Below are 18621 nucleotides of genomic sequence, written 5' to 3' on the forward strand. Positions count from 1 at the left end.
ACCCACCCGGCTGCCAACTGTTAATATCCCAGGTTTTCACTCAACTACAGGATCAGATTGATGAAAGTCGCCATCCTTTCCGGCTCGGTCTATGGCACGGCAGAAGAAGTTGCCCGCCACGCCATGGGTATCCTCAATGCAGCCGGTTTCGAGGCCTGGCATAACCCGCGGGCGACCCTGGCCGATGTGCAAGCCTTCGCCCCGGACGCCTTTCTGGCCGTCACCTCCACCACCGGCATGGGCGAACTGCCGGACAACCTGATGCCGCTGTATTCGATGATCCGCGACCAATTGCCCGCCGCCTGGCGCGGTTTGCCTGGCGCGGTGATCGGCCTGGGCGACGCCAGCTACGGCGACACCTTCTGTGGCGGCGGCGAGCAGATGCGTGAGCTGTTCGGCGAATTGGGCGTGCGCGAAGTCCTGCCAATGCTGCGCCTGGATGCCAGCGAAAGCGTCACCCCGGAAGCTGACGCGGAGCCATGGCTGGCAGAGTTGGTCAGCGCACTGCGCGGCTGATCGGGTATTCGCGCAGCAGCGCCAGCCAGGCCAGGGCGGCTTTCGACAGATAGGCGCCCTTGCGCCAGATAAAGGCGATATCCCAACGTAGGAATTGCGGTGCCCTGAGTGTCAGGCGCACCACGCCGGGACGTTCCAGCCCACGTGCGACCACGCTGGGCAGCAGCACCACGCCCTGGCCGGCGGCCACCAGTGCCACCAGAAAGTCCGCCTGGCCACTGCGCCCACTTTCCCGGGGTGTGAAGCCCAGTTGCTGGCAGGCCTGGAGTAGCCGGTCATTGAGCACAAAGCTGCGTTGGTACATCAAAAATGGTGTGTCGGCCAGCTCCTCCAGGCCAATCTCTGTGTGCTGCGCCAGCGGGTGGTCCACGGGCAGCAGCGCATCCAGCGGTTCATCACAGAAGGCTTGCCAGGCGAAGGCCGGATCGGTGGGCAACAGGCTGCCGCCGACGTCCAGCTCACCCGCGAGGATGGCCTGCTCAATATTGCGGCTGCCGCCTTCGAGCAATTGGATGCTGACATTGGGGTAGCGCCGGCGATATTCGGCAAACAGCCCGGCAAACAGGGTGTCGCCCCCCAACTGCGGCAGGCCCATGCGCAACTCGCCACGGGTGAGTTGATTCAAGTCGTCCAGCTCGCTCAGCAGCTCGGTTTGCAGGCGCAACATGGCTTCGGCCCGTTGCAGCACCACCTGCCCGGCGGCGGTCAGGCGCACCTGGGAGCCAATGCGGTCGAGCAGCGGCGTGCCCAGGCTTTGCTCCAGTTGCGCCACTTGCTTGCTCACGGCGGACTGGCTGATATGCAAGGTTTTCCCGGCCTGGGTAAACCCGCCACGGTGGACCACTTCGATAAAGCTGCGCAGTTGTTTGAATTCCATTGCGGTAATTCCTATTTGGAATGGCTTGCAGTCTAACAATTCGCTTCGGGTATGCCACGCGGCTCTTTAAAATGAAGGCCTGCGAGGAACCTATGTCTACTAAACGCTTAACCTTCAAACATCTGGGCCGGCTGCTGGTTGAGTTGCTGGTATTGCTGGCGATTTACTTGCTGGGCTGCCAAGTGGCCGTGTGGCTGGCCTGGCCGATCCCTGGCGGGGTGATTGGCCTGGGCTTGCTGTTGCTGGTGTTCGCCTGCGGCCTGATCAAGCCGGCGGCCCTGCAGTTGGGCGCTGGCCTGCTGATGGCAGAGATGCTGCTGTTCTTTATCCCGGCGCTGATGAGCCTGCTCGATTACGGCGGCCTGATGCGCCATGACGGCTGGCGGATCATGCTGGTGATCGCCCTCAGTACCCTGATGGTGATGCTGGTCACGGCGTTTACCGTCGAACTGGTCTGCCGCTGGAAGTTGCGCCATGAAGCTTGAACTGATGCCGCTGTTCTGGCTGGCCCTGACCCTGGTGGCCTATGGTTTCAGCCGCTGGATCTATCGGCGTACCGGGCGCTACCTGCTGTCGCCACTGATTCTGGTGCCCGCGCTGCTGCTGGCGGTGGCCGTGCCACTGAACACCGCCTATGCCGAGTACTCCACCGACACCCATTGGCTGATGCTGGTACTGGGGCCGGTCACGGTGGCGTTCGCCATTCCGATCTGGCAGCAGCGCCAGTTATTGATGCGGCACTGGTCGGCGTTGCTGCTGGGGATGCTGGCGGGTAGCGCGGCATCCATTGGCACCTCATTTGGCCTGGCCAAGGCCCTGGCCCTGGACAGTTCGGTCACGATGTCGTTGGTGCCACGCTCGATCACCACGCCCTTTGCCATGCCCCTGGCCCATGACTTGGGCGGTGTACCGGAGCTGACGGCAGTATTTGTGATGTTCACCGGTGTGTTCGGCGCCATGCTCGGCGGGGTACTGCTCAAGTGGTTGCCGCTGCGCAGTGCCCTGGCGCGGGGCGCGTTGTTTGGCGTGGGCGCCCACGGTGCGGGCGTCAGCCGTGCCCATGAAGTGGGGGGCGAGGAGGGCTCGGTGGCCGGACTGGTGATGGTCCTGGCCGGTTTGCTCAACCTGTTTGCCGCGCCTTTATTGGCGTCGCTTCTCTGACACCTTGTTGTACGAATCTGAACTATCCTCGTAGTTGACTCGCTCGGTCATCAAGCTGGCTGCCAACGCAACTACGGCTGCCCCGAGGTCTGGCTAGACTGGCCCATCACCCTAAAAAAATTATAAGAACACCACCGCGTCGAGGTCATTGCCGTGAGCCTAGCCCCCGTTCAATCGACACAGAGTGTAAAAGACCAGGTCAGCGCCGCCGAATGGCAGGCCCGTATCGACCTGGCCGCCTGCTATCGCCTGGTGGCCCTGCATGGCTGGGATGATCTGATTTTCACCCATATCTCTGCCAAGGTGCCGGGCACCGAAGACTTCCTGATCAACCCGTTCGGGCTGATGTTCCACGAAATCACCGCCTCCAGCCTGGTCAAGGTCGACCAGGCCGGCAACAAGTTGATGGACAGCCCCTACGAGATCAACCCGGCCGGCTACACCATCCACAGCGCGGTACACGAAGTACGCCACGACGTGGTCTGCGTGCTGCACACCCACACGGCGGCCGGCGTGGCCGTGTCGGCCCAGAAGCAGGGCGTGCTGCCCATCAGCCAGCAATCGCTGTTCGTGCTGTCGAGCCTGGCCTATCACGCCTACGAAGGCGTAGCGCTGAACCACGAGGAAAAGGCCCGCCTGCAGGCCGACCTGGGGCCGAACAATTTCCTGATGCTGCACAACCATGGCCTGTTGACCTGCGGTGCGACCATCGCCGATACGTTCCTGATGATGTTCACCTTCCAGCGCGCCTGCGATATCCAGGTGCTGGCGCAAAACGGCGGTGCGGAATTGATCGCCATCGAGCCGCAGATTCTGGCGGGGGCCAAGGCGATGATTGCGGGCGTGACCAAGAGCGCCCAAGGCATGGGCGGCGCGCTGGCCTGGCCGGCATTGTTGCGCAAGCTGGACCAACAAGACCCAGGATACCGACTCTGATGCCACTGGCCGAGATCCCCCTGAGCGCCTGGCGCAAGCGCGGGCAGAGTTTTGTCTTTCGCGGGCAGACCCTGCGTTATTGGGTGGCCGGGCAGGGCGAGCCCTTGCTGCTGATCCACGGTTTCCCCAGCGCCAGTTGGGACTGGCATTACCTCTGGCAGCCCCTGGCCCAGCGTTATCAGGTGATCGCCTGCGACATGCTCGGCTTCGGCGACTCGGCCAAGCCCCTGGACCACACTTATTGCCTGCTGGAACAGGCCGACCTGCAACAGGCGCTGCTGGCCCATCTGCGGATTCAACAGCCGGTGCATGTCATGGCCCATGACTACGGCGACAGCGTGGCCCAGGAACTGCTCGCCCGGCACTACGAAGGTCGCTTTCAACTGGCCAGTTGTGTATTTCTCAATGGCGGGCTGTTCCCCGAGACCCACCGCGCGGCGCTGGTGCAAAAACTCTTGCTCAGCCCCCTGGGGTGGATGATCGGTCGCGCATTCGGGCGCAACGCCCTGGCCGACAGCTTCAAGCAGATCTTCGGCCCCGACACCCGTCCCAGCGAAAGTGCCCTGGATGATTTCTGGAGCCTGATCGAAAACAACGACGGCCCGCGGATCCTGCACAAACTCATCGCCTACATTCCCCAGCGCCGTCGCCAGCGTGAGCGCTGGGTGGCGGCCATGCAGCGCGGCGAAGTGCCGTTGCGGGTGATCGATGGCGAAGTCGATCCGGTCTCCGGCGCGCACATGGTCGCGCGTTACCGCGAGTTGATACCGGACGCCGACACGGTGTTGCTGGCCAATATCGGCCACTACCCGCAGATCGAGGCGCCGGTGCAGGTGCTCAAGCATTACCTGGTATTTCGCGACGGCATCGGCAACAGCAAAGACCCGCTATGGGAACTGGCTTGTGTAGGAGCTGGCTTGCCTGCGATGGGTACACCTCGGTAAATCAGTTGTACCGAGGTGATGCAATCGCAGGCAAGCCAGCTCCCACATAAGCCAGCTCCCACACAAGCTATCTCCTGCATCAGTTCAATCATCCCCGTGCCTTATTGCGCACCATTCACCCCCGCCCGTATTTATTGTGACCACAAGCCCGGTGCCTGACACTCAAGCCATCGTCCACTGTCTTCGCTGGAGTTCCCTATGAGTGAGTCTGTGCAGTTCCAAGATAAAGTCGTGATCGTCACCGGGGCCGGGGGTGGTTTGGGCCGTGCCCATGCGCTGCTGTTCGCCAGGCACGGGGCCAAGGTACTGGTCAACGACCTTGGCGGCTCGACTCAGGGCGAAGGCGCCAACGCCTCGGCGGCCGACCGCGTAGTGGCCGAGATTCGTGAGGCCGGCGGCATTGCCGAGGCCAATCACGATTCGGTGACCGACGGCGAAAAGATCGTGCAACACGCCCTCGACGTGTTTGGCCGCATCGACGTGGTGGTGAACAACGCCGGGATCCTGCGGGACAAGACCTTCCACAAGATGGAGGACAGCGACTGGGACCTGGTGTACCGCGTGCACGTCGAAGGTGCCTACAAAGTGACCCGCGCCGCCTGGCCGCATATGCGCGAGCAAGGCTACGGCCGGGTGATTTTCACCGCGTCCACTTCAGGCATCTACGGCAACTTCGGCCAGTCCAACTACGGCATGGCCAAGCTCGGCCTGTATGGCCTGACCCGCACCCTGGCGTTGGAAGGGCGCAAGCACAACATCCTGGTCAACGCCATCGCGCCCACTGGCGGCACGCGCATGACTGAAGGGTTGATTCCGCCGCAGGTGTTCGAGCGACTCAAGCCCGAGCTGGTCAGCCCGCTGGTGGTGTACCTGGGCAGCGAGACCTGCCAGGAAACCTCGGGGCTGTTTGAAGTGGGCGGCGGCTGGATCGGCAAGACCCGCTGGGAACGCAGCCTGGGCGTAGGCTTTGATCCTGAGGCTGGCTTCTCGCCAGAGGATGTGGCGGCGCACTGGCAGCAGATCTGCGACTTTGAAGGGGCGGCCCATCCCAAGGACAATATCGAAGCCTTGAAAGAGATGATGGACAACCTGCAGAAGTACAGCCTGTGATCGTTACCTGAAAAACATTTAATCCTGCGGGGCGCTGAGAGCGCCCCGCTTTGTTTCAGGCATAAAAAAGGCCGCTGCAAAAGCAGCGGCCGAAGTAAGACGTTGGATCAAGGAGCTACAAATCAACGTCAGTGAACACCGTTAACAGACTGAAAATAAGCTTCAATCCATCCAAAACTGGCTTTCGTGAAGCAGGCTGTTTGCCTTGAAAGCCCGGCAAGAATAGTCCGTTGTAACAGAATGAAAAACACTGATTCAGGACAAGGACTGTTACCAAAACAACAACAGTGGCGCCCCTGCCGGGCGGGGGTATCCATTCTCTTGATGGCGCTCCATCCACTGCGTCCATAGCCCCGCTGATACCCACGCTAGAGCCTGCGCTAATCCTTTCGAGCGACACAACGAATACCTCCTTGGTGCGCTTATCGCTCCTGCTGGCGGGCAGTAGGGTGGGGCCTTCTGTCACACCACCGGGGAAGACGCATGACAAAAACAACAATGCGCGCCATCTTCAGGCCACAGGCGCTGGCCGCTGCGGTTGCTTTGGGCTGCTGCGTTCAGGCGCAGGCTGTTTCATTCAATATCGGCGAGATCGAGGGTCAATTCGATTCATCGCTGTCGGTCGGGGCCAGTTGGGGCATGCGCGATGCCGACCGCAAGCTGGTGGGGACGGTCAACGGCGGCAGTGGCCAGGCTTCCACCGGGGATGACGGGCGCTTGAACTTCAAGAAGGGCGAAACCTTCTCGAAAATCTTCAAGGGCCTGCACGACCTGGAACTCAAGTACGGCGATACCGGTGTGTTTGTGCGGGGCAAATACTGGTACGACTTCGAACTCAAGGACGAAGACCGCGAGTTCAAGCCGATCAGCGACCACAACCGCAAGGAAGGCTCCAAATCCAGCGGTGCGCAGATCCTCGATGCCTTCGTCTATCACAACTATTCCCTGGGCAACCTGCCGGGCACCGTGCGCGCCGGTAAACAGGTGGTCAGTTGGGGCGAAAGTACCTTCATCGGCAACTCCATCAACAGCATCAACCCCATTGACGTCTCGGCCTTCCGCCGGCCGGGCGCCGAGATCAAGGAGGGCCTGATTCCAGTCAACATGCTGTTCGCCTCCCAGGGCCTGACCAACCAACTGACCGTGGAAGGCTTCTACCAGCTGGAATGGGACCAGACCGTGCTGGATAACTGCGGCACCTACTTTGGTGGCGACGTGGCGGCCGATGGCTGCACCGACAACTACACCGTTGGCAGCCCGGCGATCCGCCCGCTGCAACCGGTCGCTGCCGCGTTCGGCCAGGGCTTTGGCGTAACCAATGAAGGGGTGATCGTACGCCGCGCCGCCGACCGTGACGCCCGGGATTCCGGGCAGTTCGGCATGGCCTTGCGCTGGTTGGGCGATGACACCGAGTACGGCCTGTACTTCATGAACTACCACAGCCGCACGCCGACGGTGGGCACCCTCACGGCCAACACCAACCTGGCGACCATCGGCAATATCATCAATACCGCCAACGGCATTGCCCCCGGCAGTGGCGCCGGCCTGGCGCAGAGCGTGATGCTCGGGCGCGGCCAGTACTACCTGGATTACCCCGAAGATATCCGCCTGTACGGCGCCAGCTTTTCCACGACCCTGCCCACCGGCACGGCCTGGACCGGGGAAATCAGCTACCGCCCCAACGCCCCCGTGCAACTCAACACCACTGACCTGACCCTGGCCCTGGTCAACCCGATTGCCGGTAACACCGTGTCACCTATCAGGAGCTCATTTGGCGCCGACAACATCGGCTACCGGCGCAAGGAAATTACCCAGTTCCAGACCACCATGACCCAGTTTTTCGACCAGGTGCTGGGCGCCGAGCGCCTGACCGTGGTGGGCGAGGCGGCCATCGTGCGGGTCGGCGGGCTGGAGAACAAAACCAAGCTGCGCTACGGCCGCGATTCGGTCTATGGCCAATACGGCTTTGGCGGTGACACTGACGGCTTCGTCACCGCGACCTCCTGGGGTTATCGCGCCCGGGCGATCCTCGACTACAACAACGTGATCGCCGGGATCAACCTCAAGCCCAACCTGTCCTGGTCCCATGACGTCAAGGGCTACGGCCCCAACGGCCTGTTCAACGAAGGGGCCAGGGCGCTCAGCGTCGGGGTCGATGCGGACTACCGCAATACCTACACCGCGAGCCTGAGCTACACCGACTTTTTTGGCGGTGACTACAACACCCTGACCGATCGTGACTTCCTCGCCCTCAGCTTCGGCGTGAACTTCTGATTCGGCTAAAAAAGAACAAGGACAACAACCATGCGTAAGACGATTTTGCAGTGCGGTGTGCTGGCCCTCAGCCTGTTGGCCGCCAACGTGATGGCCGCGGTGTCACCGCAAGAAGCCGCCAAGCTGGGGACCACCTTGACCCCGGTGGGTGCGGAGAAGGCCGGTAACGCCGATGGCTCGATCCCGGCCTGGACCGGCGGCATCCCGAAAAACGCCGGTGCGGTGGACAGCAAGGGCTTTTTGGCCGACCCGTTTGCCAATGAAAAACCGCTGTTCGTGATCACTGCGGCCACGGTCGACAAGTACAAGGACAAACTCTCGGACGGCCAGGTGGCGATGTTCAAGCGTTATCCCGAGACCTACAAAATCCCGGTCTACACCACTCACCGCACGGTCAACCTGCCCGACGATATCTACGAGTCGATCAAGCGCAGCGCGCTCAACGTCAAGTCGATCAACGACGGCAACGGCCTGGAAAACTTCACCGGCAACCGCTACTACGCCTTCCCGATTCCGAAGAATGGCGTCGAGGTGTTGTGGAACCACATCACCCGTTACCACGGCGGCAACCTGCGGCGCATCATCACCCAGGCCACACCGCAGACCAACGGCAGCTACACGCCGATCCGCTTCGAAGAAGAAGTGGCGGTGCCGCAACTGATCCCGGACATGGACCCGACCAAGGGCGCCAACGTGCTGACCTTCTTCAAGCAGTCGGTCACCGCGCCCGCCCGCCTGGCGGGTAACGTGCTGCTGGTGCACGAAACCCTCGACCAGGTGAAGGAACCGCGCCTGGCGTGGATCTACAACGCCGGTCAACGCCGCGTGCGCCGTGCACCGCAAGTAGCCTATGACGGGCCGGGTACCGCGTCCGACGGCCTGCGCACCTCGGATAACTTCGACATGTTCTCCGGCGCGCCAGACCGCTACGACTGGAAGCTGGTGGGCAAGAAGGAAATGTACATTCCCTACAACGCCTACAAGCTCGACTCGCCATCCCTCAAGTACGACGACATCATCAAGGCCGGCCATATCAACCAGGACCTGACCCGCTATGAACTGCACCGGGTCTGGGAAGTGGTCGGCACGGTCAAGCCCAACGAACGGCACATCTATGCCAAGCGCCACATGTACATCGACGAAGACAGCTGGCAAGTGGCGCTGGTGGATCACTATGACGGCCGTGGCCAACTGTGGCGCGTTGCCGAAGGCCATGCGCAGTTCTACTACAACCACCAGACCCCGGCCTACACGGTCGAGACCCTGTACGACATCATCGCCGGGCGCTACATCGCCCTGGGCATGAAGAACGAGGAGAAGAGCAGCTTTGTGTTCGGCTTCAACGCCAAGGCAGCGGACTACACCCCGGCGGCCTTGCGCGCCTCGGGCGTACGCTGACCTGAGGTTGTAAACCCAATCCTGTGCCGGGCTCAAATGAAGCCCGGCTTTTTTATGCTCGGCAATCAGCCCGCTGAATACTTCTTCAACAACGCCCATTGACAGGACTACGGTAGTCCGCACGCCGCATAACAATAAAAAAGGGACGCTGTAATGACCGCCATGACCCGTCGCCTGGATCGTCCTGGATTCATGCCACGTCTGTCTTCCCACCATTTGCTGCGCCCACGCCTGGCCGAGCCGTTGCGGGGTACCGAGGCGCGGGTCCGGTTGCTGTGCGCGCCGGCCGGCAGCGGCAAGAGTGCGTTGTTGGCCGAATGTGCCCTGCAGGCCCCGGCGAGCTGCCAGGTGTATTGGTTGCCGCTCAATGGCGCGGCTTTGGCCCCGCTGGATTTCTGCCAGCGCCTGGCCCAGAGCCTGGGCCTGGCGTTTGTCGATGAAGCCAGCTTGCTGCTGGACCTGAGCCGCTGGCAAGCGCCGGCCTGGCTGTTTCTCGATGACTATTGCCGGGTGTCGGCACCGGCCCTGGATGCCTTGCTCGACCGGGTGCTGACGGCCAGCAGCCCGGCCTTGGTCTGGTGGCTGGGGGCGCGGCGTCGACCGGCCTGCAATTGGCCGCGGCTGCTGCTCGATGATGAATTGTGGGAGTGCGGCGGCACCGAGTTGGCGTTCGATCAGCGCGAGGTCCAGCAACTGCTCGAGCATCACGCCGCAGCCGGGCAGACTGCCGACAAGGTCCTGCAATTCAGCGCCGGTTGGTGCGCTGGGGTGCGTATTGCCCTGCTGGAAGGCGACAGCCATCCCGACAGCGGCGCCTGGCATGGGCGTTCCCAGACCCTGCTCGACTATCTGCAGCACGAGCTGTTCAGCACCCTGCCTGAAGAGCTGGAGGAGGCCTGGCGCGTACTGGCGCACTTGCCACGTTTTAACCAGGGGTTATGCGAACACCTGTTTGGCTTTGGCGATGGCGCCGACTACCTGCGTGAACTTCAGGCCCTGGGGGCGTTTATCGAGCCCTGGGAAGACTCGCCGGACTGGCTGCAGGTCTTCACCCCCCTGGCCCAGTTGCTGCGCGACGAACCCTGGCCGGCCCGGCGCTCCTGGCACCGGCGCGCCTGCCAATGGTTCAGTGCGGCCCAGGATTGGCAGGCGGCGTTCGAGCAGGCGCTGTTGGCCGAGGAGTACGAAGCGGCGGTCAGCCTGCTGGAGCACTTCAGTTTCGAAGACCTGTTCCGTCAGCAAAACGCTGTGTTGTTGTTGCGCCTGCATGAGCAGCACGGTGACGAGTTGATGCTCGGCTCGGCGCAACGGGTGGGGCTGGTCACCGCCGCCTTGCTGTTTGCCGGGCGTTTCGAGCAGGCCGCGCAATGTGTTGATCAACTGGCACGTTTCACCCCGCAACCCACGGCCGCCTTGCAACGGCATCTGCTGGCGCGCTGGCAGGCGCAGTGGGGGTGGTTGTTGCATCTGGGGGGCGAAGCGGTGCGGGCCCGCGCGCACTTTCTCGATGCGTTGAATGATCTGCCGGACAGCGCCTGGACGTCGCGCCTGATGTGCCTGTCCGGGCTGACCCAGCAAGCGCTGTTGCGCGGCGAACTGGACGTGGCCCAGGCCCTCAACCGCGAGGCGCTGTGTCTGGCGCGGGCCCATGGTTCGCTGTTGCTGGAGGCGCTACTGGAGCTGGATCATGCGCAACTGCTGGAGCAGCGGGGCGCACCGTACCGGGCCCAGAGCCTGCTGGAAGGCGTGCAGGCCATGTTGATCCAGCAGCGTCTCAAGACCGGGCCGCTGATGGGCCGGATTGCCTTGCGCCGAGGGCATCTGGCACTGCGCCAGGGGCAGGACGCCCTGGCCACCGAATGTATCGAAGCCGGCCTGGGCATGTGCCTGCATAGCCAGGACAAGCGCGTGCTGTATGGCTTCCTCGGGTTGGCAATGCTGGCGGCCAACCGCGGCGACTACGCCCAGGCGTTTATCCAACTGCGCGACGCCGAGCGCCTGATGCAGCGCCGGCAGGTGCCCGATACGGTGTACCGGGCGGTGTTGCTGTTGCTCAGCGGGCATTTCTGGCTACAGCAGGGGCGGGCCGAACTGACCCTGGAAGCGGTCAGCCGGGTGCTGCGCCATTATCACGGCCCCCACGCCAAGCAGGCGCCGCCGGCGACCCTGGAGTTGATCCCCCGGCTGGAGTATCTGCTGGTGCTGGCCCAGGTCAAACTACGCCGTGCCGAGCACCCCATCCAGCGGCTCACCGCCTTGCTCGACACCGCCCGCGAGTCTGGCATGCAGTGCCTGGAAGTGGAGTTGCAGTTGGTGCTGGGCGAGGTGGCCTGGCAACTGGGGGAGAAAGCGCTGGCGGTGCGTGCGCTGCAAACCGGTCTGGCCCTGGCGGCGCGCTGTCAGGTGCAGCAGGCGGTGCGTGAACTGCGCCTGCGCCAGCCGGGGTTGCTCAGTGAATTGGGGCTTGAACCTCAGGAGGCAGTGGCGGCGCCGGGGGAAAACCCGTTGAGCCAACGGGAGCTGGAAGTGTTGCAACTGATCGCGCTGGGCAACTCCAATCTGGAAATTGCCGACCTGTTGTTTATCTCGCTGCACACGGTGAAGACCCATGCACGGCGGATTCACAGCAAATTGGGGGTAGAGCGGCGCACCCAGGCGGTGGCCAAGGCCAAGAGCCTGGGCCTGATGGCCTGAGCGACGGTACTACAGGCAATGGAGATCAACTGTGGGAGCTGGCTTGCCTGCGATGGCGGTGTATCAGTCGCAGAATGTATCAACTGACCCACCGCCATCGCAGGCAAGCCAGCTCCCACATTAGTCTGTGTGCATTCAGTATTGGTGGATCAGGGTTGATAACCCATCCGCCAACTCACCGCCTGGCTCGCTGCCAGTAATTGCCGGGCCGCCGGTCCATCTTCATCGGCATGGAACAACGAGGTCGGCCCCACCACCGTCATCACCGCCACCACCTGCCCCAGCGCATTGAATACCGGCGCCGACAGTGCATCGACCCCCGGCATCAGCAAACCATGCACAAAGTGCAGGCCACGCTGGCGAATCTGTTCACAGGCCTGCACATACGCCTGGTCGTCCGCCAGCGCATGGGCGATGCCGGCCTGGATCTCCTGCGCGCGCAGGTCAACGGTTTCGCGCTCAGGCAAAAACGCGCTGAACACCAGGCCCGTCGAGGAACTGAGCAGCGGCAGCACCGAGCCCAATTGCGTCACCACCGTGACCGCACGCACCGCCGGTTCGATATGCACCACGGTCGCGCCGTGGTTGCCCCATACCGCGAGAAAGCAGGTTTCATTCAACTCGTCGCGCAGCTGCGCCAGGGGCAGGGTGGCGACTTTCAGTACGTCCATGCTGCCCAGCGCCGCCAGCCCCACGCGCAAGGCCTCGCGGCCCAGGCCGTAATGGTTGGTGGCCGCGTTCTGTTCGGCAAACCCCGAGGCAATCAGGGCCTGCAAGTAGCGGTGGACCTTACTGGCCGGCATCTGCACGTGCTCGGCCAGACGCGACAGGGATGTGGCCGGCGACAGTTCGGCCAGGGCCTTGAGGATGTCGGTGCCGACTTCGGCCGAGCGGACTTTCTGTTTACCGGTGTCGCGGGGGGCGGGCGGCTTTTCCATGGAGAGCGTGTGTCCGAAAGACGAATGGCGGTCTTTATAGCTTGACGGTCGATACGGAGCAAATTACGTTATGCGTAACTGGATTACGATAAAAACAACTTCCTTACTGAGGACGATCCATGACCCTCGATTATCAATCGGGCTTTGGCAATGAATTCGCCAGCGAAGCCTTGCCAGGTGCACTGCCGGTCGGCCAGAACTCCCCGCAAAAAGCGCCCTACGGGCTGTACACCGAACTGTTCTCCGGCACCGCGTTCACCATGGTGCGCAGCGAAGCCCGGCGTACCTGGATGTATCGCATCCAGCCGTCGGCCAATCACCCGGCATTCATCAAGCTGGACCGGCAACTGGCCGGCGGCCCGCTGGGCGAGGTCACGCCCAACCGCCTGCGCTGGAACCCGCTGGATATACCTGCAGAACCCACCGACTTTATCGATGGCCTGGTCGGCATGGTGGCCAACGCCGGCGCCGAGAAACCCTCCGGTATCAGCATCTATCACTACCGTGCCAACTGCTCCATGGAGCGGGTGTTCTTTAATGCCGACGGCGAACTGTTGATCGTTCCCGAGCAAGGCCGCCTGCGCATCGCCACCGAACTTGGGGTGCTGGAGGTCGAGCCGCTGGAAATCGTCGTGTTGCCACGGGGCCTGAAATTTCGCATCGAGCTGCTGGATGCCCAGGCTCGCGGCTACGTCGCCGAAAACCACGGCGCGCCGCTGCGCCTGCCGGACCTGGGGCCGATTGGCAGCAATGGCCTGGCCAACCCCCGGGACTTCCTGACCCCGGTCGCCCGTTACGAACATCTTTCGCAACCGACGCCCCTGGTGCAGAAGTTCCTCGGCGAGCTGTGGGGCTGCACCCTCGACCACTCGCCGCTGAACGTGGTGGCCTGGCATGGCAATAACGTGCCGTACAAATATGACCTGCGCCGCTTCAACACCATCGGCACGGTGAGCTTCGATCACCCGGACCCGTCGATCTTTACTGTGTTGACCTCGCCCACCAGCGTTCACGGCCTGGCCAACCTCGACTTCGTGATCTTCCCGCCGCGCTGGATGGTGGCCGAGAACACCTTCCGTCCACCCTGGTTCCACCGCAACCTGATGAACGAATACATGGGCCTGATCCAGGGTGCCTATGACGCCAAGGCCGAAGGCTTCCTGCCCGGCGGCGCGTCGTTGCACAGTTGTATGAGCGCCCACGGTCCGGATGGAGAGACCTGCACCAAGGCCATCGCCGTCGACCTGGCGCCGCACAAAATTGATAACACCATGGCCTTTATGTTCGAGACCAGCCAGGTGCTGCGCCCGACCCGCTTCGCCCTGGATTGCCCGCAATTGCAAAACACTTACGACGCTTGCTGGGCCACGCTGCCGGCAACCTTCAACCCGAATCGGAGATAAGCCATGACGCAGTCCACTCTCACCCGCAGTTGGGTGGCCTCGGCCAACGGTCACACGGACTTCCCCCTGCAGAACCTGCCCCTGGGCATCTTCAGCCACAACGGTTCGGCACCGCGCAGTGGCGTGGCGATCGGCGAGCACATTTTTGATCTGCAAGCGGCCCGTGACCTGTTTGACGGTGAAGCGCGCCGCGCCATCGACGCTATGGCGGACGGCCAACTGAACGCCTTCTTCGAACTGGGCCGCGGCCCACGGGTGGCACTGCGCGAACGCCTGCTGGAACTGCTCGCCGAGGGCAGCAGCCAGCAAGCCCAGCTGCAAGCCCTGGGCGCCCAGGTGTTGCCACTGGCCGCCGATTGCCAGATGCACCTGCCGGCGAAAATCAACGATTACACCGACTTCTACGTCGGCATCGAACACGCGCAGAACGTCGGCAAACTGTTCCGCCCGGACAACCCCTTGCTGCCCAACTACAAGTACGTGCCGATTGGTTATCACGGCCGCGCCTCGACCATCCGTACCTCCGGCACCGAGGTGCGCCGGCCCAAGGGCCAGACCCTGCCAGCCGGCCAGACCGAACCGACCTTCGGCCCGTGCGCACGCCTGGACTACGAGCTGGAACTGGGCATCTGGATCGGCCAGGGCAATGCCATGGGCGACTCGATTGCCATTGGCGATGCCGCCGAGCATATCGCTGGCTTCTGCCTGCTCAACGACTGGTCGGCCCGCGATATCCAGGCTTGGGAATACCAGCCACTGGGGCCGTTCCTGTCGAAAAGCTTTATCACCAGCATCTCGCCCTGGGTGGTTACGGCCGAAGCCCTGGAACCGTTCCGCAAGGCCCAGCCCGCACGCCCGGCCGGCGATCCACAACCGCTGCCGTACCTGCTGGACCCCCGTGATCAGGCCGCTGGCGGCTTTGATATCGAACTGGAAGTGCTGCTGACCACCGCCGCGATGCGCGAGCAGAACCTGGCGCCCCATCGTCTGACCCTGAGCAACACCCAACACATGTACTGGACCGTGGCGCAAATGGTCGCGCACCACAGCGTCAACGGCTGCCAACTGCAGGCCGGCGACCTGTTTGGTTCGGGCACCCTGTCGGGCCCCGAGGCCGGTCAGTTCGGCAGCCTGCTGGAAATCACCGAAGGCGGCAAAAAGCCGATCGAACTGGCCTCCGGCGAAGTGCGCAAGTTCCTTGAAGACGGCGATGAAATCATCCTGCGCGCCCGCTGCCAGCGTGAGGGGTTTGCCTCCATTGGTTTCGGCGAATGCCGTGGCACTGTGGTCGCCGCGCGCTAAGGGGGCGAGGGGATGGAGCTCTATACCTACTATCGTTCCACGGCGTCTTATCGGGTGCGTATCGCCCTGGCGCTCAAGGGCCTGGACTTTACCGCGCTGCCGGTCAACCTGCTGGTGCCCAAGGGCGGCGCCCACCGCCAGCCCGAGTACCTGGCGATCAACCCCCAGGGCCGTGTCCCGGCGTTGCGTACCGACGAGGGCGAACTGTTGATCCAGTCGCTGGCGATCATCGAATACCTGGACGAACGTTATCCACAGGTACCGCTGCTCGCCAAGGACCTGGCGGCCCGCGCCCATCAGCGTGCAGTGGCGTCGATCATCGGTTGTGACATCCACCCGCTGCACAACTCCAGCACTCAGAACCTGCTGCGTCAGTGGGGGCATGACGAGGCGCAATTGCTGGAGTGGATCGGGCACTGGATCAGCCAGGGCCTGGGCGCCGTGGAGCAATTGATCGGTGACCAGGGCTATTGCTTCGGTGACCAGCCAGGGCTGGCGGATGCGTTTCTGATCCCGCAGTTGTATGCGGCAGAGCGCTTCAAGGTGGCGCTGGAGGGTTACCCGCGAATCCTGCGTGTCGCCGCATTGGCAGCCAAACACCCCGCCTTCATCCAGGCCCACCCCTCCAACCAACCTGACACCCCTGACACCCCCTAGATCCATGTGGGAGCTGGCTTGCCAGCTCCCACAAGTGATGCCCCATAAAAATAAAAAGGTCCTTGCGATGCACAATCAGATTGCCAGCTTTCGCGCGGCACTCGACGCCCGTCCGGTGTCGCGCTACCAGTGGTTGATTCTCCTGTTGTTAGCGTTGTTGCTGGTCACCGATGGCTATGACGCTCAAGTGTTGGGCTACGTGGTCCCGGCCCTGGCCCAGGACTGGGGCCTGGAAAAGGCCGCCTTCGGCCCGGTGTTCAGTGCCAACCTGCTGGGGCTGACCTTGGGCTCCCTGGCTGTGACGCCCCTGGCCGACCGTTTCGGCGTGCGCCGCATCCTGCTCGCCTGCGTACTGATCTACGCCAGCCTCACGGTGCTGATGGTATTCGCCAACTCCCTGAATACCCTGATGGCCGCGCGTTTTATCTGCGGCATTGGCATGGGCGGCGCGATGCCCAGCGCCATGGCCTTGATGTCGGAATATTCGCCACCGCGTATGCGCACGTTGATGGTGACGCTGGCGGCCTGCGGGTTCTCGTTCGGCGGGGCAGCAGGCGGTTTTGTCGCGGCGGGGTTTATCGACAGCTTTGGCTGGCAGGCGGTGTTCCTTGCCGGTGGCGTGACGCCGTTGCTGCTGTTTCCCTTTCTGGTATGGCTGCTGCCTGAATCCTTGCCGCGTTTGTTGCGCGATGCACCGCCCTATACGCGCCTGCAGAAAGTCACGGCGCGCATGCTGCCCGGTTGGCAGGCACCGGCAGCCAGCGAAGAACAGAATCGCCAGGAGCAGGGCAGCAAGCTGACTGTCGTGGAGTTGTTTCGTAATGGCTATGCACGGCCGACGCTGCTGATCTGGTCGACCTTTTTTGTCAGCCTGATCCTGCTGTATTTCATGATCAGTTGGTTGCCGTCACTGCTGCTGGAAAGTGGCATGGCCTTGAACAAAGCCAACCTGGTGACCTCGATGTTCCTGTTCGCCGGCACCCTGGGCGCGATTGGCATGGCCTGGTTTGCCGACCGCCTGAAAAGCAAAGTGCGCCTGCTTTCCGGTGTATTGGCGGCAGCGGCGGTGTGCACGATTCTGTTGGGGCTCAACCATGACAACCCGCGTTACCTGGTGGCGTTTGTGTTTGCGGCGGGCTTTTGCATCATCGGCGGCCAGTTGACCCTCAATGCATTTGCCAGCAACTTCTACCCGGCCCATGTACGTGCAACGGGCACCGGCTGGGCGCTGGGTGTCGGGCGGTTTGGTTCGATCCTGGGGCCGTTGTTTGGCAGCATGTTGCTGGCGATGCACGTGCCGGTGCAGCAGATTTTCTTCTTCTGCGCGATTCCGGCGGTGATCGCCGCGTTGTTGATCATTCAGGTGCGCTCGCCCGAGGCCAAGGCGCCGGTTGAGATCCTTCAGCACCCGCTTGAATCCTGAAGTGCAACCCCCTTATTTGTGGGAGCTGTCGAGCCCCAGCGAGGCTGCGATGGGGGCGGCGCGGTTCAAGGTCAGCCCCCGTCAATGCACCACCGCCCCAGGCGGCAAATGCCCCAGCCGCTCCGTCAGGCGCAGCCGCTGCACCGGGTCTTCACTGAGCAACAGCGCATGCTCAAGATCGAAGCGCTCGGCATTCGGGCAATCCAGGTGCTTGTACAGACTGGCCCGCGCCAGATAGTCGGCGGCGCTGGCGTCGCCCAGCTCCAGCACGCGCTCGGCGTCGATCAGCGCCGCGAGGTGATGGTCATTGGTCAGGTGCAGTTGCCGCAGGTTGCGCGACAGCCGCTGCAGGATCAGTCGCGGCTCGGCGCTGCGCAGGTGTTCGGCTTGCAGCTTGAGATTGGGGCCGTACTGGCGTTGCAGCAGTTCGCGGCAGTCGTTGGGGTACAGCCGCCGCCCGCCGCAGGGGTCGAGCAAATGATCGGCACCGCTTACCCGCAGCAGGAAGTGCCCCGGGAAATTGACCCCCACCATAGGGATCTCCAGGCGTCGCGCCAACTCCAGGGCGATCAGGCCCAGGGCCAGGGGTTGTCCGCGGCGGCGCTGTAAGACCTTGTCCAGCAGGGCGGCGGCGGGGCGCAAGGGGGTGAAGTCATCCTGGGCGAACCCCAGGTCATTCATTATCCGCAGCAACGGCTGGCCCAGCTCATCGGCCGGCAGCAGCGGCATGCCGAGGCTGACTTGCTGTTGCAGCACCGTGAAGTCAGCCAGGATCGCCTGCGGGTCCACGGCAGGGTCGTGCTCGGCAGCGATCCATAACGCGGCTTCAAACAGCGCCGGAGGCGAGCGGTGCAGGCATTCGAAAAAGGCTTGGCGGGGATTCATTGCATTCTCCGTCGGATGTCCCGTTTTAGCCTTGCCAAGAACTTTCGTCCAGCTTCTTGAGAACCGGCCTACCTGGATATGTCGCAAAGCCTGTAATTGCGGG

Annotated in this window: 16 protein-coding genes; 13 read left to right on the top strand and 3 right to left on the bottom strand. The window is 62.9% G+C overall.

Features of this window, described 5'->3' with window-relative positions; translation table 11 throughout:
• Positions 1 to 60: 60 nt before the first annotated feature.
• The gene (locus PSH73_RS04460; protein ID WP_057444540.1) at positions 61 to 516 is read left to right on the top strand and encodes a flavodoxin; all 456 of its coding nucleotides are present in this window, start codon (positions 61 to 63) and stop codon (positions 514 to 516) included.
• Here the strand turns inward: PSH73_RS04460 and PSH73_RS04465 are convergent.
• Positions 497 to 1393, bottom strand: coding sequence for a LysR family transcriptional regulator (locus PSH73_RS04465; protein WP_057437816.1), 897 nt, complete (start codon positions 1391 to 1393; stop codon positions 497 to 499). The genes PSH73_RS04460 and PSH73_RS04465 overlap by 20 nt on opposite strands.
• 92 nt (positions 1394 to 1485) lie before the next feature.
• Here PSH73_RS04465 and PSH73_RS04470 point away from each other — a divergent pair, with 92 nt between their 5' ends.
• From PSH73_RS04470 to PSH73_RS04505, 8 genes are all read left to right on the top strand, one after another.
• Complete coding sequence (locus PSH73_RS04470; RefSeq protein ID WP_282405502.1) at positions 1486 to 1878, top strand: CidA/LrgA family protein; 393 nt, start codon at positions 1486 to 1488, stop codon at positions 1876 to 1878.
• The gene (locus PSH73_RS04475; protein WP_169960571.1) at positions 1868 to 2554 is read left to right on the top strand and encodes an LrgB family protein; all 687 of its coding nucleotides are present in this window, start codon (positions 1868 to 1870) and stop codon (positions 2552 to 2554) included. The genes PSH73_RS04470 and PSH73_RS04475 overlap by 11 nt, the downstream gene beginning before the upstream one ends.
• Positions 2555 to 2707: 153 nt before the next feature.
• Complete coding sequence (locus tag PSH73_RS04480) at positions 2708 to 3490, top strand: class II aldolase/adducin family protein (protein WP_057958329.1); 783 nt, start codon at positions 2708 to 2710, stop codon at positions 3488 to 3490.
• The gene (locus PSH73_RS04485) at positions 3490 to 4434 is read left to right on the top strand and encodes an alpha/beta fold hydrolase (RefSeq protein WP_057958330.1); all 945 of its coding nucleotides are present in this window, start codon (positions 3490 to 3492) and stop codon (positions 4432 to 4434) included. The genes PSH73_RS04480 and PSH73_RS04485 overlap by 1 nt, the downstream gene beginning before the upstream one ends.
• A gap of 198 nt (positions 4435 to 4632) precedes the next feature.
• Positions 4633 to 5544: an SDR family oxidoreductase gene (locus PSH73_RS04490; RefSeq protein ID WP_120731680.1), complete on the top strand. Its 912-nt coding sequence runs from the start codon at positions 4633 to 4635 to the stop codon at positions 5542 to 5544.
• 483 nt (positions 5545 to 6027) lie between these two features.
• Positions 6028 to 7818 carry a DUF1302 domain-containing protein gene (locus PSH73_RS04495; RefSeq protein WP_305462011.1) on the top strand — a complete coding sequence of 597 codons (1791 nt, stop codon included), beginning with the start codon at positions 6028 to 6030 and terminating at the stop codon, positions 7816 to 7818.
• Positions 7819 to 7848: 30 nt separating this feature from the next.
• Positions 7849 to 9216, top strand: a complete 1368-nt coding sequence (locus tag PSH73_RS04500; protein ID WP_169990148.1) for a DUF1329 domain-containing protein — start codon at positions 7849 to 7851, stop codon at positions 9214 to 9216.
• 153 nt (positions 9217 to 9369) lie between these two features.
• Positions 9370 to 11910 (top strand): LuxR C-terminal-related transcriptional regulator, encoded by a 2541-nt coding sequence (locus PSH73_RS04505; RefSeq protein ID WP_305462013.1) that lies wholly within the window; start codon positions 9370 to 9372, stop codon positions 11908 to 11910.
• Between the two features lie 149 nt (positions 11911 to 12059).
• On the opposite strand, the gene PSH73_RS04510 is transcribed toward PSH73_RS04505, so the two are convergent.
• Positions 12060 to 12848, bottom strand: a complete 789-nt coding sequence (locus PSH73_RS04510) for an IclR family transcriptional regulator (protein ID WP_057958335.1) — start codon at positions 12846 to 12848, stop codon at positions 12060 to 12062.
• A 119-nt stretch (positions 12849 to 12967) separates the two neighbouring features.
• Here PSH73_RS04510 and hmgA point away from each other — a divergent pair, with 119 nt between their 5' ends.
• The 4 genes from hmgA (at position 12968) to PSH73_RS04530 (ending at position 17633) form a co-directional block, all read left to right on the top strand.
• A complete protein-coding gene (gene hmgA, locus PSH73_RS04515; protein WP_252117590.1) occupies positions 12968 to 14251 on the top strand; it encodes a homogentisate 1,2-dioxygenase in 1284 nt (427 codons plus the stop codon).
• A gap of 3 nt (positions 14252 to 14254) precedes the next feature.
• Positions 14255 to 15553 carry a fumarylacetoacetase gene (gene fahA, locus PSH73_RS04520; RefSeq protein ID WP_057958337.1) on the top strand — a complete coding sequence of 433 codons (1299 nt, stop codon included), beginning with the start codon at positions 14255 to 14257 and terminating at the stop codon, positions 15551 to 15553.
• Between the two features lie 12 nt (positions 15554 to 15565).
• Positions 15566 to 16210: a maleylacetoacetate isomerase gene (maiA, locus tag PSH73_RS04525; protein ID WP_305462016.1), complete on the top strand. Its 645-nt coding sequence runs from the start codon at positions 15566 to 15568 to the stop codon at positions 16208 to 16210.
• 67 nt (positions 16211 to 16277) lie between these two features.
• A complete protein-coding gene (locus PSH73_RS04530; RefSeq protein WP_057437836.1) occupies positions 16278 to 17633 on the top strand; it encodes an aromatic acid/H+ symport family MFS transporter in 1356 nt (451 codons plus the stop codon).
• A gap of 81 nt (positions 17634 to 17714) precedes the next feature.
• Here PSH73_RS04530 and PSH73_RS04535 read toward each other — a convergent pair whose 3' ends face one another.
• The gene (locus PSH73_RS04535) at positions 17715 to 18518 is read right to left on the bottom strand and encodes a SirB1 family protein (RefSeq protein ID WP_057437838.1); all 804 of its coding nucleotides are present in this window, start codon (positions 18516 to 18518) and stop codon (positions 17715 to 17717) included.
• Positions 18519 to 18621 lie beyond the last annotated feature (103 nt).

This window comes from Pseudomonas sp. FP2294 (assembly GCF_030687625.1).
GTDB classification, from domain to species: domain Bacteria; phylum Pseudomonadota; class Gammaproteobacteria; order Pseudomonadales; family Pseudomonadaceae; genus Aquipseudomonas; species Aquipseudomonas shahriarae.

Excerpts from the sequence above, each read along its gene's own strand:
- PSH73_RS04460 (WP_057444540.1), top strand. The coding sequence starts at position 61 with ATGAAAGTCGCCATCCTTTCCGGCTCGGTCTATGGCACGGCAGAAGAA.
- PSH73_RS04465 (WP_057437816.1), bottom strand. The coding sequence starts at position 1,393 with ATGGAATTCAAACAACTGCGCAGCTTTATCGAAGTGGTCCACCGTGGC.
- PSH73_RS04470 (WP_282405502.1), top strand. The coding sequence starts at position 1,486 with ATGTCTACTAAACGCTTAACCTTCAAACATCTGGGCCGGCTGCTGGTT.
- PSH73_RS04475 (WP_169960571.1), top strand. The coding sequence starts at position 1,868 with ATGAAGCTTGAACTGATGCCGCTGTTCTGGCTGGCCCTGACCCTGGTG.
- PSH73_RS04485 (WP_057958330.1), top strand. The coding sequence starts at position 3,490 with ATGCCACTGGCCGAGATCCCCCTGAGCGCCTGGCGCAAGCGCGGGCAG.
- PSH73_RS04490 (WP_120731680.1), top strand. The coding sequence starts at position 4,633 with ATGAGTGAGTCTGTGCAGTTCCAAGATAAAGTCGTGATCGTCACCGGG.
- PSH73_RS04495 (WP_305462011.1), top strand. The coding sequence starts at position 6,028 with ATGACAAAAACAACAATGCGCGCCATCTTCAGGCCACAGGCGCTGGCC.
- PSH73_RS04500 (WP_169990148.1), top strand. The coding sequence starts at position 7,849 with ATGCGTAAGACGATTTTGCAGTGCGGTGTGCTGGCCCTCAGCCTGTTG.
- PSH73_RS04505 (WP_305462013.1), top strand. The coding sequence starts at position 9,370 with ATGACCGCCATGACCCGTCGCCTGGATCGTCCTGGATTCATGCCACGT.
- PSH73_RS04510 (WP_057958335.1), bottom strand. The coding sequence starts at position 12,848 with ATGGAAAAGCCGCCCGCCCCCCGCGACACCGGTAAACAGAAAGTCCGC.
- hmgA (WP_252117590.1), top strand. The coding sequence starts at position 12,968 with ATGACCCTCGATTATCAATCGGGCTTTGGCAATGAATTCGCCAGCGAA.
- fahA (WP_057958337.1), top strand. The coding sequence starts at position 14,255 with ATGACGCAGTCCACTCTCACCCGCAGTTGGGTGGCCTCGGCCAACGGT.
- maiA (WP_305462016.1), top strand. The coding sequence starts at position 15,566 with ATGGAGCTCTATACCTACTATCGTTCCACGGCGTCTTATCGGGTGCGT.
- PSH73_RS04530 (WP_057437836.1), top strand. The coding sequence starts at position 16,278 with ATGCACAATCAGATTGCCAGCTTTCGCGCGGCACTCGACGCCCGTCCG.
- PSH73_RS04535 (WP_057437838.1), bottom strand. The coding sequence starts at position 18,518 with ATGAATCCCCGCCAAGCCTTTTTCGAATGCCTGCACCGCTCGCCTCCG.